Source organism: Meridianimarinicoccus roseus (assembly GCF_003172915.1).
Classification (GTDB): Bacteria; Pseudomonadota; Alphaproteobacteria; order Rhodobacterales; family Rhodobacteraceae; genus Meridianimarinicoccus; species Meridianimarinicoccus roseus.
Genome location: NZ_QGKU01000048.1, coordinates 179,064 through 193,746 on the forward strand (window position 1 = coordinate 179,064; position 14,683 = coordinate 193,746).

Sequence of the window (14,683 nt, forward strand, 5' to 3'; positions counted from 1 at the left end):
CGCCACCTGCAAGCCGCAGCCGACCTGCCTGCCGCGCGCAGTGTCCGGGGCCTTTCCATTCGGCCCCGCGCTGCGTATCACGGCCGCAGCAGTTGCGGAGCCCACATGCTGAAGACACGCATCATCCCCTGTCTCGACGTCAAGGACGGCCGCGTCGTGAAGGGCGTCAATTTTGTGGACCTGATCGATGCCGGCGACCCGGTCGCGGCGGCGCAGGCCTATGACGCGGCAGGCGCCGACGAGCTGTGCTTCCTCGATATCAACGCCACCCACGAGAACCGCGGAACCATGTACGACCTTGCCACCCGCACGGCGGAGCATTGCTTCATGCCGCTGACGATCGGCGGCGGCGTGCGCAGTGCCGAGGACGTGCGCAAACTGCTTCTGGCGGGGGCGGACAAGGTTTCGTTCAATTCCGCCGCGGTCGCCAATCCCGACGTGGTCGCCGAGGCGGCGGACCGATTCGGCAGCCAGTGCATCGTCGTCGCCATCGACGCCAAGACCGTGGAGCCCGGCCGCTGGGAGATCTTCACCCATGGCGGCCGACGCCCCACCGGCATCGACGCGGTTGAATTCGCGCGCACCGTGACCGCGAAGGGCGCAGGCGAGATCCTTCTGACTTCCATGGACCGGGACGGCACGCGCGCCGGTTTCAACCTGCCGCTTACCCGTGCCATCGCCGACGCGGTGCGCGTGCCGGTCATCGCGAGTGGTGGGGTCGGCACGCTCGATCACCTCGTCGAGGGCGTCAGCGAAGGCCACGCCAGCGCGGTGCTGGCCGCGTCGATCTTCCATTTCGGCGAACATACGATCGGCGAGGCGAAGGCCCACATGGCCGCGGCCGGGATTCCGGTTCGGCTGTCATGAGCGGACTGGACGCGCTTTTCGCCACCATCGCCGCGCGTCGCGGGGCCGATCCGGAAAGTTCCTGGACGGCGCGGCTGTTTGCCAAGGGCCCCGAAAAATGCGCTGAGAAGTTCGGCGAGGAGGCGGTCGAAGCGATCATCGAGGCGGTGAAGGGCGATCGGGCGAAGCTGACCTCGGAAGCCGCAGACGTGATCTATCACCTGCTGGTCATGCTGGCCGCGCGCGACGTTGCCCTTGGCGACGTTGTAGCAGAACTGGACCGGCGCAGCGGCAGGTCGGGGCTGGACGAAAAGGCTGCGCGCGCCGCGGTCCCTCCCATTGGCCCGGCCGCGCCGGACGACCGGGACGGGATTGCCGCGCTTTACGCAGAGGCGCTGCCGGACGAGGACCTTGGCGCGCTGCTGGAGGATCTGCACGGCTTCGGCAGCGGCGGTGTGCTCGAACTGGTCGCGCGCGACACGGCAGGGCGCGTGGCGGGGCACTGTGGCTTCACGCTGTGCGGGCTGGGCACGCGCGGCGCGACGGCGGCCCTGCTGGGCCCGCTGGCCGTCACGCCGGACCGCCAGCGCGCCGGGATCGGCCGCGCGCTTGTGCAGGCGGGGCTGGAACGGCTGGGCCGGGCGGGTGTCGCGCATCTGCTGGTGCTGGGCGATCCGGCCTACTACGGACGCCTTGGCTTCGCTCCCGCGACGGCCGTGGCCCCACCCTACGCGCTGCCCGGGGACTTGGCGGACGCCTGGCAGGTCCGCACGCTCGATCCCGCCGCGCCGCCGCCCGAGGGCGCGCTGGCGGTGCCCGCACCGTGGCGCCGCGCCGTTCTGTGGCAACCCTGAGCGGTCGCGGTCACAGCCGGGACGAGATCACGCCGGTGGCGAAGCCGCCCATGCGCAACTCGCCGAACAGGCGCTGGTATTCGATCTTGGGGCAGCGGTCCTGCACCACGGTCATCCCGCGCGCGCGCGCCGCTTCGGCGGCGTCTTCGTTCTGCACGCCGATCTGCATCCAGACCGTGCGCAGGTGGGGCAGGTGTTCCAGTGCCTCTTCCACGACGGGGGGGACGTGTTCCGACCGGCGGAAGATGTCCACCATGTCCACCTTCGCCTCGGCGGGAATGTCGGCAAGCCCGGCGACCACGGTTTCCCCGAACAGCCGCGTGCCGGCGTGGCCGGGATTGACCGGAATCACCCGGAAACCCTTGAGCGTAAGGTAGCGCGCTACGTAGTGACTGGGCCGCACCGGGTTGGGCGACACGCCCACGCATGCAATCACGCGGGTGGATTTCAGAAGGCGGGTCAGCTCTGCATCGGTCATCATGGCGCGACATTGCCACGGGCGCGGGGTAGGGTGCCACAGAAATCAGCTGTACGAGGGCCGGGCGACAGGTGCGGCGGATGGGCGCAAAAAAAGCGCCCGGAATGAGCCGGGCGCAGTCGTGGAACGAGGGACAGTTTCAAGATGCAATGGTTCCAGCAATTGCATCTGGTTGATACATAGGCGCGCGGGCACCGTCGGAAAGGGGCGCGGGGCGGCGATGACATATCGGTGATCAGGCTGCCGTCGCGCGGGCGGTCCCCGCGCGGTCAGTCGAAAATGTCCTCGATCAGGTCGAAGGCTTCGGACAACAGTTTGCGCGAAAGCGACTTGCGCTTCCTTTTCTTCGGGCGTTTGGGGCCAGGGTGGCGCTGCGGGTGCGGCGCGCGGTCCGGCGCGTGGACCGGGCGCGCCGCACCCTTGAGCAGCTTCATCTCGTGCAGCGGCGCGCCGCAACTGGCGCAGGACAGCTCGTGCCGCGTTTCGCCGCGCAGCACCAGCGCCGCGCGGGTGCCGCAATAGCAGCAGGTGGCGATCTTCGTCGCGGTCGGCATCAGCCTTCCGCCATGCGCGATGCATAAAGCGACACCGCCGCCGCATTCGACACGTTGAGCGACCCGAAGGCGCCCGCGGCGGGCACGCGGACCAGCGCGTCGCAGGTCTCGCGGGTCTTCTCACGCAGGCCCGGCCCCTCGGCGCCCAGCACAAGCGCGACCGGGCGACCCGGATGGGCGGCCAGCCCCGCCGCGAGGTCGGTCTCCGCTTCGCCCGCAAGGCCGAGCAGCACGTAACCCATCTCGCGCAGCTGTTCCAGCGTGGCCGCAAGGTTGCGCACCCGCAGGTAGGGCTGGCGTTCCAGCGCGCCCGAGGCGGTCTTGGCAAGTGCGCCGGTTTCGGGCGCGGAGTGGCGGGCGGGCGCGATGACTGCGCGCGCACCGAACACCTCGGCCGAGCGAAGGATCGCGCCGACATTGTGTGGGTCGGTCACCCGGTCGAGCGCAACTACCACGGCGCGTCCGCTGGGCCCCGCCATGCAGCGCTCGGCCACGCTGCCCCAGTCGAGCGGGCGCACCTCGAGCGCGGCGCCCTGGTGCACCGAGCCGGGATCGAGCGGCACCGGGAAGCGGCGGGGGTCGGCGATTTCGGGCGTGAGCCCGCCTTCGACGATCGCATCCTGCAGCTTGTCGGCGGCGTTGCGCGTGACCACCAGCCGGAGCCGATCGCGGGCAGGGTTCATCAGAGCGTCACGTACGGCGTGGTGGCCGAAAAGCCAGACGGTTTCGGCCGCCGAGGCGCGACGCGCCTGTTCCTTCTCGATCACCCATTTCGGTTTCTTCACGGCCTGCTCCCCTGCGCGGCAAGGCCCGGACAATGCGTCAGGCGGCGCGCGCAGGCAAGCCCCCGGCGGCGGCGCTGGCCCGGCGCCGGGCCGGATTTTCGCCTTGACGCCCGGAATCGCCAAAGCTATTCCCGCACGGCGTCGGGCGACGTGCTGCAAGGTGCGGCAGCGGACTGTAACTCCGCCGGGGAGACCCATGCCTGGTTCGATTCCAGGGTCGCCCACCACTTCCCCCAATTCGCACGGTTTTGATCAGCGACGGCGCGTTCCCGTGCCGCCTCTGGACGCGTCCGTCCGGGACCGGCGGCGCTGAAAGGACACACATGAAAGAGAACGAGATGATCGACGCGGCCTTCGCTTTTGCAGTGAAGGCCCATACCGGGCAGCGCGACAAGAGCGGCGCGGCCTATCTGCTGCACCCCGTGCGGGTCATGGGCCGGGTCCAGGGCGCGGCGGCGCAGGCGGTCGCGCTGATGCACGATGTGCTGGAGGACAGCGACGCCACCGCCGAGGATCTGCGCGCGGCGGGCTTTCCCGAGGAGGTCGTTGCCGGGGTGGAGGCGATGACGCGCGCGCCGGATGAAAGCTATGGCGATTTCGTGGACCGCGCGGCGGCCGACCCGATCGCCCGGCGGGTCAAGCTGGCCGATATCGAGGACAATCTGGACCTGCGGCGGCTGGCAGGACTGGGCGCGGCCGACATGGCCAGGCTCCAGCGCTATCTTGCGGCGCGCAAGGTGCTGATGGCGGACTGACAGCGCCCGCGGCCGGCGGCCTGCCGCGCGCTGCGCTGTCAGCCGGGCGCGGGCGCGCGGCGTGCGTCGGAATTCTCTGCGCGGCCAACCAGACCTTTCGGTCCGCCCGCCACCAGCAAGGCCACGTCCAGCATGGCGCGGGTGGGCGACATGCCCGGCGGTACGGCTATGTAGCGCGGTCGCCAGTCGGGCCGGAACTTCTGCTTGAAGGCGCGCAGCCCGCTGAAATTGTAGAACGCGCCACCATGACGGAACATCAGCCGTCCAAAGCGGTTCCACAGCCGCCCGACCGACCGGTCCGACAGCCCGGCGAGCGGTGCCGTGCCAAGGCTGAATTCCAGCGCGCCGCGATCACGGTACTGTTCGATCAACGAGAGGAACAGGAATTCCATGATCCCGGATGCCTGCCCGGGCAGGTAGCGCATCAGGTCGATGGCGACGGCGCGCCCGTCGCCCGGCGCGAGGATGTTGGCGAAGGCCTGCACCTTGCCACCGTGCCGCACCACTGCGATCGGGCAGCGATTGAGGTAGGCCGCGTCGAACCGGCCGACAGAGAAGCGTTTTTCGCGCCCGGACTTGGCGGCAAGCCACGCGTCCGACACCGCGCCGAGTTCGGCCAGCAGTGCCGGGCTGTGCGGCGGGTCCAGCACCTGCATGTCCAGCCCTTCGCGCAGGCGGCGATTGTGTGCCGCGCGCATCGACTTGAACTTCGCGCCAGACAGGCTGAAGCGCGGCAGGTCGATCACCGCCTCCTCGCCGATCTTGTGCAGGCTCAGTCCCATTTCGATCATCTGGGGCAGGTGGTGATGGCTGGCCTCGTAGAACACGGCGCGCCCGCCCGCGCGCTCCGCCTTTTCTACAAAGGTCCAGCACAACTCACCGACCTCGTCCGGCGCGCCGACCGGATCGCCAAGCGCGACCCAACTCGATCCGCGCACGGCATACATGATGAAGGCGCCGCCGCCGCGCGAGAAAAGGAACTGCTTGTCGCCGGTCAGGGCGAGGCAGGCCTGCGGACTGTGCGCCTTGTCCAGCAGTGCGGCCGCCCGTTCCAGCGCGGCGGGTTCGGGAGCGGTGTCGCGCGTGGCGCGCACCGGCCGCAGCGCGATGTAGACCGCGAAGAACAGCAGCAGCGCCGAAGCCGCCAGTCCTGCGCGCAGCGACCGGGGCGTGCCGGCATCTCGGCTGAATTCGGTCCAAAGGTCGGTGGAATAGGGCGTGGCCTGATGCACGAAGAAGAAGAACGCGCCGACCCCGGCCAGCACGCCCGCGACCACGAGGAACCAGCCGGCCGAGAACACCCCCGAGGTCAGCTTGGCCTGCCGATAGAACGCGTCGCGGAATGGCACCAGCACGCCCAGCCCGGCCAGCAGCAGCGCCGCGCTTTCCACGTCCAGATCGTTCAGCAGCGCTGCGGCGGCACCGCCCGCCAGCGTCGCCAGCGTCAGCCAGAAGGCTGCCGCGATCCGCCGGGCCAGCCCATGCGACAGGATCAGCAGCAGTCCACCCGCCACCGCCGACACGAGCGTGCCGCCTTCCAGCAGGATCGCCGCAACAAGGTCGCCCTCGGCCAGCGCGTGGCCCTGCGCGGACGGGATCATCGACACCAGCAGAAGGTAGATCCCCAGGCTGAACGCGGCCACCGCGGCGAGCGACGGCACCGCGCCGCCCATCGCCTCGATCGCGGGGCGCAGCGGCCCGGTCGCCCGACCGAAATACCGCGCCGCGACCCCGCCGGCCAGCCGCGCCTCGTTCAGCGAGACCAGCACGAAGCCCAGCGAGAACGGCACGAGGTAGTAGATGCAGCGGAACAGCAGCAGCGCCGCCGCCGCTTCGCCCACCGGGACGGTCGCGGGCAGGGTGCCGATCACCACGGTTTCGAACACGCCGACGCCGCCGGGCACGTGGCTGATCACGCCGATCATCGTGGCGATCCCGTAGATCGCCACGAAGGCGCTGAAGTCGGGCTTGCCGTCGGGCAGCAATATCCACAGGGTGAACGCGGCCGCCACCACGTCGGTCAGCGTGATCGCCAGCTGCCAGCCGAGGCTGCGCGGCGGCGGCAGGCGTAGATCGAACCGCCACACCCGCAGCGACCGCTGGCTCCAGGATGTGCCGAAGATCACCAGCGCCGAGACGGCGACCACCCCGCCCGACACCGCCGCCACCGTGGCGGGCGGGAACGGAAGGTAGGCGGCGGCAAGCGACGGGTTCAGCGCCAGCGCGGCCAGCCCGATCAGCGTCAGACCGGTGCCGAGCGCGATGGCGATGTAGCTTGACACCGCCGCGACATCGAAGGCGTTCAGTCCGTAGGCCGAATATATCCGGTAGCGCACGGCCCCGCCCGACACCACGCTGATCCCGATGGTGTTGCCGAACGCGTAGCCAAGGAAGCCGCCGAACGCGACGACCCGCACCGGCAGCGTGCGGCCGATGAACTGCAGCGCCAACCAGTCATAGCCAACAAGCGCGGAATAGCCGACCGTCGTGGCCGCCAGCGCCAGCGCGATCACGGCGACAGGGGTCGCGCGCATCGTGTGCAGGATATCGGCAGGGTCGACCGGCGCCAGCAGGTGCTGAAGCGCGTATATCCCCATGCCGAAGAGCGCGATGCCCAGAAGCAGCGGAAAAAGATTGCGCAGCGATTGGGTCAGGAGTTGTGGCATCGGTACACGGGTTTCATGCTGGGCTGCCCGGGTCCGGACACTGGTCCGCCCTGAGTGGCGGGAACGCCGCCGCTTGTAAACCGTGCATCAGGCCAGTGCGGGTCAGCGTCCGCACAGCCGGTCCGCGAGCCGTGCCAGCCGCGATGTGGTCGTCGGCCTGCGCGCGGCCTCGCGCCGGTCCGCCGCAGCGTAAAGCCGGTACATCCCATGCACGGCCAGCCAGCGCAGCGGTTCAGGTTCCCAGAGCCGCGGTTGGCGGTTGACCCAGGGCAGGCCGGTGCGTTCGGTGTCGCGCCCGAGCACCAGGTCGGCCAGCGTCCGCCCCGCGTGGTTCGAAGTGGACACCCCGATCCCCACATAGCCGCCTGCCCAGCCGATGCCGCTGCGCGGATCGAGCCCGACCGTGGCACACCAGTCGCGCGGCACGCCCAGCACGCCGCACCAGGCGTGCTCGATCGGCAGATCGCGGGTCTGCGGCAGCAGCCGCTGCAGGATTGCCCGCAACGCGGCGACGGTTGCGGGTTGCGTTTCGCCGTTGCGGTCGGTGGCCGACCCGAAGCGATAGGGCACGCCGCGCCCGCCGATCACGATGCGCCCGTCATCGGTGCGCTGCGCGTAGCAATAGGCATGGGACGCATCGCCCATCAGCTCGAACCCGGACCAGCCTATCTGTTCCCACATCGCGGCGGGCAGCGGCGCGGTGGCGATCTGCGCACTGTTCAGCGGCAGCCAGGTGCGCGCATGGCCCCGAAGGCCGGGGGTGAAGCCTTCGGTCGCGCGCAGGATGTGTCGCGCCCGTACGGTGCCGCGGTCGGTTCGCACACGGCCGGGCGCGATTTCGGTCACCGTCGTCCCCTCGTGGATCGCGGCGCCTCGGCGTTCCACCGCCTCGGCCAGTCCGCGCACCAGCCGCGCGGGCTGGATCCGGGCGACGCCGTGTTCCACCAGCGCGCCCTCGGCCCCGGCGATGCGGATGCGCGCGCCTGCCTCCGTGCCGCCGATCAGCGCCAGTCGGTCCCGCGGCACGCCCCAGTCGAGCGCGGTATCGCGTTCGGCGCGCAGGCGGGCCATCTGCGCCGGAGAACACGCATAGGTGACGCAGTCCGTCCGGCGGATGCCGCCGTCGATGCCTTCGGCCTGCGCCACGCGGCAGATCTCGTCCACCGTGGCGCGCAATTGCGTTTCCAGCGCCATCACGCCCGCGCGGGTGCCGCCGCCATGCAGGTAGCGGTCGCGGTTCCATGCGAAGTTGCCGGTGCACCAGCCGCCGTTTCGGCCCGATGCGCCGAAGCCCGCAAAGGCCCGTTCGATCAGCGCGACCTTGAGCGACGGGGCCTGCGACAGCAGGTAATAGGCGGCCCAGAGGCCGGTGAAGCCCGCGCCCACGATGGCGACATCGACCTCGGTGTCGCCGGGCAGGGGCGAGCGCTGAGGCGGCGGGCCGCCCATTTGCGCGAACCAGAAGGACACGTCACCGTTGGTCATGTGGCCGTCGGGGCGGGGATGCGCGGTCATCTGGGGGCCTTTGGGACGGAAGGGGACCCGGCCAGCCTTGCCGGGGTCGGGCCGCGCTGTCCAGACCGCGCGACGATCACGGCAGGATCACCGTCCAGGCGACAAGCGCGAGGCCCAGAAGCACCAGCGTCTCGCACAGGATCACCGCGAAATAGACCGGCCCCAGCGACGTCATCGCCTTGACCGACGTCTTGACGCCAAGCGCGGCGATTGCGGCCACCAGAAGCCATTGCGAGACCAGCGATACCGCCTCGGCCACGGCGGCGGGGACCGCGCCGGAGCTGTTGAGCATCAGCAGCCCCACGAAGGCCACGGCGAACCAAGGGAAATGCCCCGCACCGCTGCCCGACGTGCCGCCGCCCCGGCGCTGCTGAAGTGCGATCAGCAGAACCACGGCGGGCAAGGCTGTCACGCGCAGCAGCTTGACGAAGGTCGCCGTCGTTCCGGCGTCCTCCGAGATCGAGAAACCCGCGCCGACGACCTGCGCCACGTCGTGCACCGTGGCGCCGATCAGTGCGCCCGCAGCATGGGGCTCGAAGCCCAGAAGGTGGAACAGGATCGGGTAGGCGATCATCGCGGCTGTGGACAGCAGCGTCACGGCGACCACGGTGAACAGCGTGTCGCGTTCGAGGCGCGGACCGGGGCGCAGGACCGAGGAGATCGCCAGCGCCGCCGAGGCGCCGCAGATCGCCACCGCGCCGCCGGTAAGCAGGCCGAACTGAGTGCCCCGCCCGAAGACCCGCGCCAGCAGCACGCCCGCGCCGATCGTGACCGCCACCAGCCCCAGCACCATCGCGATGGTCCCCGCCCCGAGGTCGGCGACGTCGGTCAGCGTCAGGCGCATGCCCAGCAGCGCCACGCCGATCCGCAGCAGGTGGCGCGAGGTGAATTCGATCCCCGCGGCGGCTCGGCTGCCGGGCTCCATCAGGAAATGGAAGGCGATGCCGATCAGCAGCGCGAACAGCATCATCGGCGCGCCGTAATGTTCCGACAGGAAGCGTGCCGCGGCGGCGATCGTGAACGCGGCAAGGATGCCGGGCGCAAGGGCGGTAGCACCGTCGCGCAGTGCCGCGGCGCTGGCAAGGGGTTGAAGGGAACTCATGCGGGACCTGTCCGTATCGGTGGGCGCGCCGGGGCGCTTTGTGCACCCTATCGAAGCCGCCAGGTTTTTCCAGTCGCCGGGCGGGTGCGGCGCGCGGGCAGTGTAAGGGCATTGCGCGGCGGAGTGCGGGCATGCCACGCTGGCGCGGAACGGGGCGCGGCGGCCGCGCCCGGCGAACGGCGCGGGGCCCGCATTGCAGGAAACACTCTGGGCGGAAAGCTGCAGCGAGCGTGTAGAGGCGCCGCCGTTGGACCGGTCGGCGCGGGTCGATCTCGCGATCATCGGGGGCGGCTTCACCGGCTGTGCCGCGGCGCTGGAGGCGGCCCGGACCGGCGCATGTGTGGCGCTGTTGGAGGCGGGCGAGATCGGGCAGGGCGCGTCCGGGCGCAATGTCGGGCTGGTCAATGCCGGGCTGTGGCTGCCGCCCGACACGATCCTCGCGCAGATGGGCGCCGGGCCGGGGAGGCGGCTGATCGATGCGCTGGCCTGCGCGCCGGACCGGGTGTTCGAGCTGATCTCGCGGCATGATATCGCCTGCGAGCCGGTCCGGGCGGGCACGCTGCACTGTGCCCACGCGCCCGGCGCGCTGCCCGCTCTGGCGGACCGGCTGCGGCAGGGCAATCGGCTGGGCGCACCGCTTCGGCTTCTCGACGCTGCCGAGACCGCTGCGCGCACCGGCACCGCAGCGTTTCACGGCGCGCTGCTGGACCCGCGGGCGGGCACGGTGCAGCCGCTGGCCTATTGCCGCGGCCTTGCGCGGGCCGCGGCGCAGGCCGGGGCGCGGCTGCACGGGACAACGCCTGTCACGGCGCTGGCGCGGGACGACGCCGCGGATGGCTGGCGGCTGGAGGCCGGGGGGCACAGTCTCCGCGCGCGCAGGGTTCTGCTCGCCACCAATGCCTATCACGGCGGGATGGCCGCGCCGCTGCGGCCCGAATTCGTCACCGTGCGCTATTCGCAGTTCGCCACCGCGCCGCTGCCGCCGGAACTCCGCCGCAGCGTGCTGGCCGGGGGTGAGGGGGCATGGGACACTGCGCTGGTGATGAGTTCTTTCCGTTGCGATGCGCAGGGGCGGCTGGTTCTGGGTGGCATGGGCGATGCGGCAGGGCCGACCGGGCCGGTGCACCGGGCCTGGGCGCGCGGCAGGCTGGCCGCGCTGTTCCCGCAGCTTGCCGAACAGCCCTTCGCGCATGTGTGGTCCGGGCGGATCGCCATGACCGGGGATCACCTGCCGCGCATCGTCGCCTTCGGACCGGGGGCGTTGGCCTGTTTCGGGTACTCGGGACGCGGCATCGCGCCGGGCACCGTGTTTGGCACCGCAGCCGCGCGGGCGCTTTTGTTGGACGAGACGGACGGGCTTCCGGTCGCGCCGGTGCTCTCGCATTCCGAACCATTGCGCCGCGCGCGTGCTGCCCTGTTCGAGGCGGGCGCGAGCGCGATGCACGCGCTTCAGGTCAGGCCCTGCCGCCGGTCGCGCGGCGGCTGAGCGGGCCCGCCCGACACAGCCTGGAGCGGGCCTGCTTGGCGCGCCGGGGCTATTCCAGTTCGACGAGCAGGTCCTTGGCGTCGATCTGCGCGCCGGGCTGGACGTGGACCGCCTTGACGGTGCCGTCTCGGTCGGCGTTCAGCGCGGTTTCCATCTTCATCGCCTCGATCGTCATCAGCAGATCGCCCTTGCGGATCGCCTTGCCCGGCTGGATCGCGACGCTGGCGACCACGCCCGGCATCGGCGCGCCGATATGGGCCGGGTTGCCCGCGTCGGCCTTGGGCGTCGCGGTCTTGCTGGCCTTGGCGGACCGGTCGGGCACGCGGATCACGCGGGGCTGGCCGTTCAGTTCGAAGAATACCCGCACCTCGCCGTCCTCGTGCGTCTCGCCCATCGCCTGCAGGCGCACTTCCAGTGTCTTGCCCGGGTCGATCTCGACCGAGATCTCGTCGCCCGCTTCCATGCCGTAAAAGAACACGCGCGTCGGCAGCGTCCGCACCGGGCCGTAGACCGCATGGCGTTCCATGTAGTCAGCGAAGACCTTGGGATACATCAGTGCGCCGTTCAGGTCCTCGTCGTCGATCTCGATCTCGAACTTCTCGGCCATCTCCGCACGGATCGCCTCGAGGTCAGCGGGCGGCAGGGATGCGCCGGGCCGGTCCGTCAGCGGCGTCTCGCCGCGCAGGATCTTGGCCTGGATCGCGGTGGGGAAGCCGCCCGGCGGATGGCCGAGATTGCCCTTCATCATGTCCACCACGCTGTCGGGGAACGACAGGTCGGTGGCCGGGTCTTCAACCTGCGCGCGGCTCAGCCCCTGGCTGACCATCATCAGCGCCATGTCGCCCACCACCTTCGACGACGGCGTGACCTTCACGATGTCGCCGAACATCTGGTTCACGTCGGCGTAGGTGCGCGCGACCTCGGGCCAGCGGTCTTCAAGCCCGAGCGAGCGGGCCTGCGCCTTGAGGTTGGTGAACTGCCCGCCAGGCATCTCGTGCAGATAGACCTCGGAGGTGGGCGCCTGCTGGCCGGTCTCGAACGCGACGTATTGCGCCCGCACCTCTTCCCAGTAGTCCGATATCGCGCGGATCGCGTCCATGGACAGGCCGGTGTCGCGGTCGGTGTGGTGCAGCGCCTCGACCACGCTGCCGAGCGTCGGCTGGCTGGTGTTGCCCGACAGAGCGTCCATCGCGGCATCTGCTGCATCGACCCCGGCCTCGGCCGCTGCGAGGATCGTGGCCCCGCCAAGCCCGCTCGTGTCGTGGGTGTGGAAATGGATCGGCAGCCCGACCTCTTCCTTCAGGGCGCGGACCAGAACGCGGGCCGCGGCCGGTTTCAGCAGACCGGCCATGTCCTTCAGGCCCAGCACATGCGCGCCTGCCGCCTTCAGTTCCTGCCCCATGCCGACATAGTATTTCAGGTCGTACTTTGCCCGGTCCGGGTTCAGGATATCCCCGGTGTAGCAGATCGCGCCTTCGCAGACCTTGTTGGCCTCGATCACCGCGTCCATTGCCACGCGCATGTTTTCCACCCAGTTCAGGCTGTCGAACACGCGGAACACGTCCACGCCGCTTTCCGCCGCCTGCCGCACGAAGAACTGCACCACGTTGTCGGGGTAGTTGGTGTAGCCCACACCGTTGGAGGCACGCAGCAGCATCTGCGTCATCACGTTGGGCATGGCTGCGCGCAGGTCGCGCAGGCGCTGCCACGGACATTCCTGCAGGAACCGGTAAGCGACGTCGAAGGTGGCCCCGCCCCAGCATTCCACCGAGAAGAGGCCGGGCAGGTTCGCGGCATATGCGGGCGCGACGCGGATCATGTCGATCGACCGCATCCGCGTGGCCAGCAACGACTGGTGCCCGTCACGCATGGTGGTATCGGTCAGCAGCAGGTGCTTCTGGTCGGCCATCCAGTCTGCCACCGCCTGCGGACCCTTCGCATCCAGCAGCGTGCGCGTACCGGGGGCGGGTTCGCCCAGCAGATCGGGCAGGCGCGGCATCGCCGCCTTGGCGGGCACCGCGCGGCCCTTGGTTTCGGGGTGCCCGTTGACCGAGATGTCGGCGATGTAGGTCAGGATCTTGGTCGCCCGGTCGCGCCGTGCAGCGAAGTCGAACAGTTCGGGCGTCGTGTCGATGAACTTCGTGGTGTAGTCGTAGTTCAGAAACGTCGGATGCTTCAGCAGGTTTTCCACGAAAGCGATGTTGGTGCTCACGCCGCGGATACGGAATTCGCGCAGGGCGCGGTCCATGCGGGCGATGGCGGCTTCGGGCGTCGGGGCCCACGCGGTGACCTTCTCCAGCAGGCTGTCGTAGTAGCGTGTGATGACCGCGCCGGAATAGGCCGTCCCGCCATCGAGCCGGATGCCCATGCCGGTCGCGCCGCGATAGGCTGTGATCCGGCCGTAGTCGGGGATGAAGTTGTTCTGCGGGTCCTCGGTGGTGATACGGCACTGCAGCGCGTGGCCGGACAGGGTGATGTCCTCCTGCCGGGCCATGCCGGTGGCTTCTTCCAGCGTCTTCCCCTCGGTGATCAGGATCTGGGCGCGCACGATGTCGATGCCGGTCACTTCCTCGGTGACGGTGTGTTCCACCTGCACGCGGGGGTTCACCTCGATGAAGTAGAAGGCGTCGGTGTCCATATCCATCAGGAACTCGACCGTGCCCGCGCACTGGTAATCCACATGGGCACAGATCTTGCGGCCCAACTCGCAGATCTCGGCGCGTTGGGCGTCGGTCAGGTAGGGCGCGGGCGCGCGTTCCACGACCTTCTGGTTGCGCCGCTGAACCGAACAGTCGCGTTCGTAGAGGTGATAGATGCTGCCGTGCCGGTCGCCGAGGATCTGCACTTCCACGTGGCGGGCGCGCAGGATCATCTTCTCCAGGTATCCCTCGCCGTTGCCGAAGGCGGCCTCGGCCTCGCGGCGGCCGGCCTTCACCTTCTCCTCAAGGTCATCCGGCCCGTCGACCGGGCGCATCCCGCGTCCGCCGCCGCCCCAGCTTGCCTTGAGCATCAGCGGGAAGCCGATCTCGGTCGCCTCGGCGCGGATCGCGTCCCAGTCGTCCCCCAGAACATCGGTCGCCGGGATCACCGGCACACCGGCCTCAATCGCCACGCGCCGCGCACTGGCCTTGTCGCCAAGCGCGCGCATCGTGTCCGCTTTCGGGCCGATGAAGGCGATTCCGTTCGCCTCGCACGCGTCAACGAAATCTGGGTTCTCGGACAGCAGGCCATAGCCGGGGTGGATCGCGTCGGCGCCGCAGGCCTTGGCGACGCGGATGATTTCGGAGATGGACAGGTAGGCGGCGACCGGTCCCAGCCCCTCGCCGATCTTGTAGGCTTCGTCCGCCTTGAAACGGTGCAGGCTCAGCTTGTCCTCTTCGGCATAGACGGCGACCGTGCGCTTGCCGAGCTCGTTCGCGGCGCGCATCACCCGGATGGCGATTTCGCCGCGGTTGGCGATCAGGAGTTTCTTGAACTCTGGCATGTATTTGTCCCCGTCTGCGTGTCCTTCCGAAAGGATTAGACGCATCGGTGGCACTCTACAACGCTCATGATGCGTGCCGCATTGTTCATACCGCCGGGTCCTGCCGCGTTGGGCATCGCCGGAAAACTGCGGGTGATCCACAAGAACATTAGGCGAAC

At 69.7% G+C, this 14,683-nt stretch carries 11 protein-coding genes, 1 tRNA gene and 1 pseudogene; 6 read left to right on the forward strand and 7 right to left on the reverse strand.

Annotated elements, in window-relative coordinates; genetic code table 11:
- The first annotated feature begins 105 nt into the window (after positions 1 to 105).
- From hisF to DKT77_RS21125, 3 genes and pseudogenes are all read left to right on the forward strand, one after another.
- On the forward strand, positions 106 to 867 hold the full coding sequence (hisF, locus tag DKT77_RS16105) for an imidazole glycerol phosphate synthase subunit HisF (RefSeq protein WP_109812690.1): 762 nt from the start codon (positions 106 to 108) through the stop codon (positions 865 to 867).
- Positions 864 to 1,169 (forward strand): annotated as a pseudogene (locus DKT77_RS21120) (phosphoribosyl-ATP diphosphatase); the annotation flags it as partial. The gene hisF and the pseudogene DKT77_RS21120, both read left to right, overlap by 4 nt.
- 132 nt (positions 1,170 to 1,301) lie before the next feature.
- Complete coding sequence (locus DKT77_RS21125; protein ID WP_274520099.1) at positions 1,302 to 1,700, forward strand: GNAT family N-acetyltransferase; 399 nt, start codon at positions 1,302 to 1,304, stop codon at positions 1,698 to 1,700.
- A gap of 10 nt (positions 1,701 to 1,710) precedes the next feature.
- Here DKT77_RS21125 and DKT77_RS16115 read toward each other — a convergent pair whose 3' ends face one another.
- From DKT77_RS16115 to rlmB, 3 genes are all read right to left on the reverse strand, one after another.
- The gene (locus DKT77_RS16115) at positions 1,711 to 2,181 is read right to left on the reverse strand and encodes a CoA-binding protein (protein ID WP_109812691.1); all 471 of its coding nucleotides are present in this window, start codon (positions 2,179 to 2,181) and stop codon (positions 1,711 to 1,713) included.
- 266 nt (positions 2,182 to 2,447) lie between these two features.
- Positions 2,448 to 2,732, reverse strand: coding sequence for a hypothetical protein (locus DKT77_RS16120; RefSeq protein WP_109812692.1), 285 nt, complete (start codon positions 2,730 to 2,732; stop codon positions 2,448 to 2,450).
- A complete protein-coding gene (gene rlmB, locus DKT77_RS16125; RefSeq protein ID WP_109812693.1) occupies positions 2,732 to 3,517 on the reverse strand; it encodes a 23S rRNA (guanosine(2251)-2'-O)-methyltransferase RlmB in 786 nt (261 codons plus the stop codon). The genes DKT77_RS16120 and rlmB overlap by 1 nt, the downstream gene beginning before the upstream one ends.
- Positions 3,518 to 3,660: 143 nt before the next feature.
- Here rlmB and DKT77_RS16130 point away from each other — a divergent pair.
- Together DKT77_RS16130 and DKT77_RS16135 are read left to right on the forward strand one after the other, a co-directional pair.
- A tRNA-Tyr gene (locus tag DKT77_RS16130) sits at positions 3,661 to 3,744 on the forward strand.
- A 96-nt stretch (positions 3,745 to 3,840) separates the two neighbouring features.
- A complete protein-coding gene (locus DKT77_RS16135) occupies positions 3,841 to 4,272 on the forward strand; it encodes an HD domain-containing protein (protein WP_238547952.1) in 432 nt (143 codons plus the stop codon).
- Positions 4,273 to 4,310: 38 nt separating this feature from the next.
- On the opposite strand, the gene mprF is transcribed toward DKT77_RS16135, so the two are convergent.
- From mprF to DKT77_RS16150, 3 genes are all read right to left on the reverse strand, one after another.
- Positions 4,311 to 6,938, reverse strand: coding sequence for a bifunctional lysylphosphatidylglycerol flippase/synthetase MprF (mprF, locus tag DKT77_RS16140; protein ID WP_109812694.1), 2,628 nt, complete (start codon positions 6,936 to 6,938; stop codon positions 4,311 to 4,313).
- 102 nt (positions 6,939 to 7,040) lie between these two features.
- The gene (locus DKT77_RS16145; protein WP_109812695.1) at positions 7,041 to 8,453 is read right to left on the reverse strand and encodes an NAD(P)/FAD-dependent oxidoreductase; all 1,413 of its coding nucleotides are present in this window, start codon (positions 8,451 to 8,453) and stop codon (positions 7,041 to 7,043) included.
- A 76-nt stretch (positions 8,454 to 8,529) separates the two neighbouring features.
- Positions 8,530 to 9,555 (reverse strand): YeiH family protein, encoded by a 1,026-nt coding sequence (locus DKT77_RS16150; protein WP_109812696.1) that lies wholly within the window; start codon positions 9,553 to 9,555, stop codon positions 8,530 to 8,532.
- 193 nt (positions 9,556 to 9,748) lie between these two features.
- On the opposite strand from DKT77_RS16150, the gene DKT77_RS16155 reads away from it, so the two are divergent.
- A complete protein-coding gene (locus DKT77_RS16155; protein ID WP_109812697.1) occupies positions 9,749 to 11,041 on the forward strand; it encodes an NAD(P)/FAD-dependent oxidoreductase in 1,293 nt (430 codons plus the stop codon).
- 49 nt (positions 11,042 to 11,090) lie between these two features.
- Here the strand turns inward: DKT77_RS16155 and DKT77_RS16160 are convergent, their stop codons facing one another.
- Complete coding sequence (locus DKT77_RS16160; RefSeq protein WP_109812698.1) at positions 11,091 to 14,525, reverse strand: pyruvate carboxylase; 3,435 nt, start codon at positions 14,523 to 14,525, stop codon at positions 11,091 to 11,093.
- Positions 14,526 to 14,683 lie beyond the last annotated feature (158 nt).

What these genes read in the sequence shown, in the direction of transcription:
- hisF (WP_109812690.1), top strand. Translation starts at nt 106, where the DNA reads ATGCTGAAGACACGCATCATCCCCTGTCTCGACGTCAAGGACGGCCGC.
- DKT77_RS16115 (WP_109812691.1), bottom strand. Translation starts at nt 2,181, where the DNA reads ATGATGACCGATGCAGAGCTGACCCGCCTTCTGAAATCCACCCGCGTG.
- DKT77_RS16120 (WP_109812692.1), bottom strand. Translation starts at nt 2,732, where the DNA reads ATGCCGACCGCGACGAAGATCGCCACCTGCTGCTATTGCGGCACCCGC.
- DKT77_RS16135 (WP_238547952.1), top strand. Translation starts at nt 3,841, where the DNA reads ATGAAAGAGAACGAGATGATCGACGCGGCCTTCGCTTTTGCAGTGAAG.
- mprF (WP_109812694.1), bottom strand. Translation starts at nt 6,938, where the DNA reads ATGCCACAACTCCTGACCCAATCGCTGCGCAATCTTTTTCCGCTGCTT.
- DKT77_RS16145 (WP_109812695.1), bottom strand. Translation starts at nt 8,453, where the DNA reads ATGACCGCGCATCCCCGCCCCGACGGCCACATGACCAACGGTGACGTG.
- DKT77_RS16150 (WP_109812696.1), bottom strand. Translation starts at nt 9,555, where the DNA reads ATGAGTTCCCTTCAACCCCTTGCCAGCGCCGCGGCACTGCGCGACGGT.
- DKT77_RS16160 (WP_109812698.1), bottom strand. Translation starts at nt 14,525, where the DNA reads ATGCCAGAGTTCAAGAAACTCCTGATCGCCAACCGCGGCGAAATCGCC.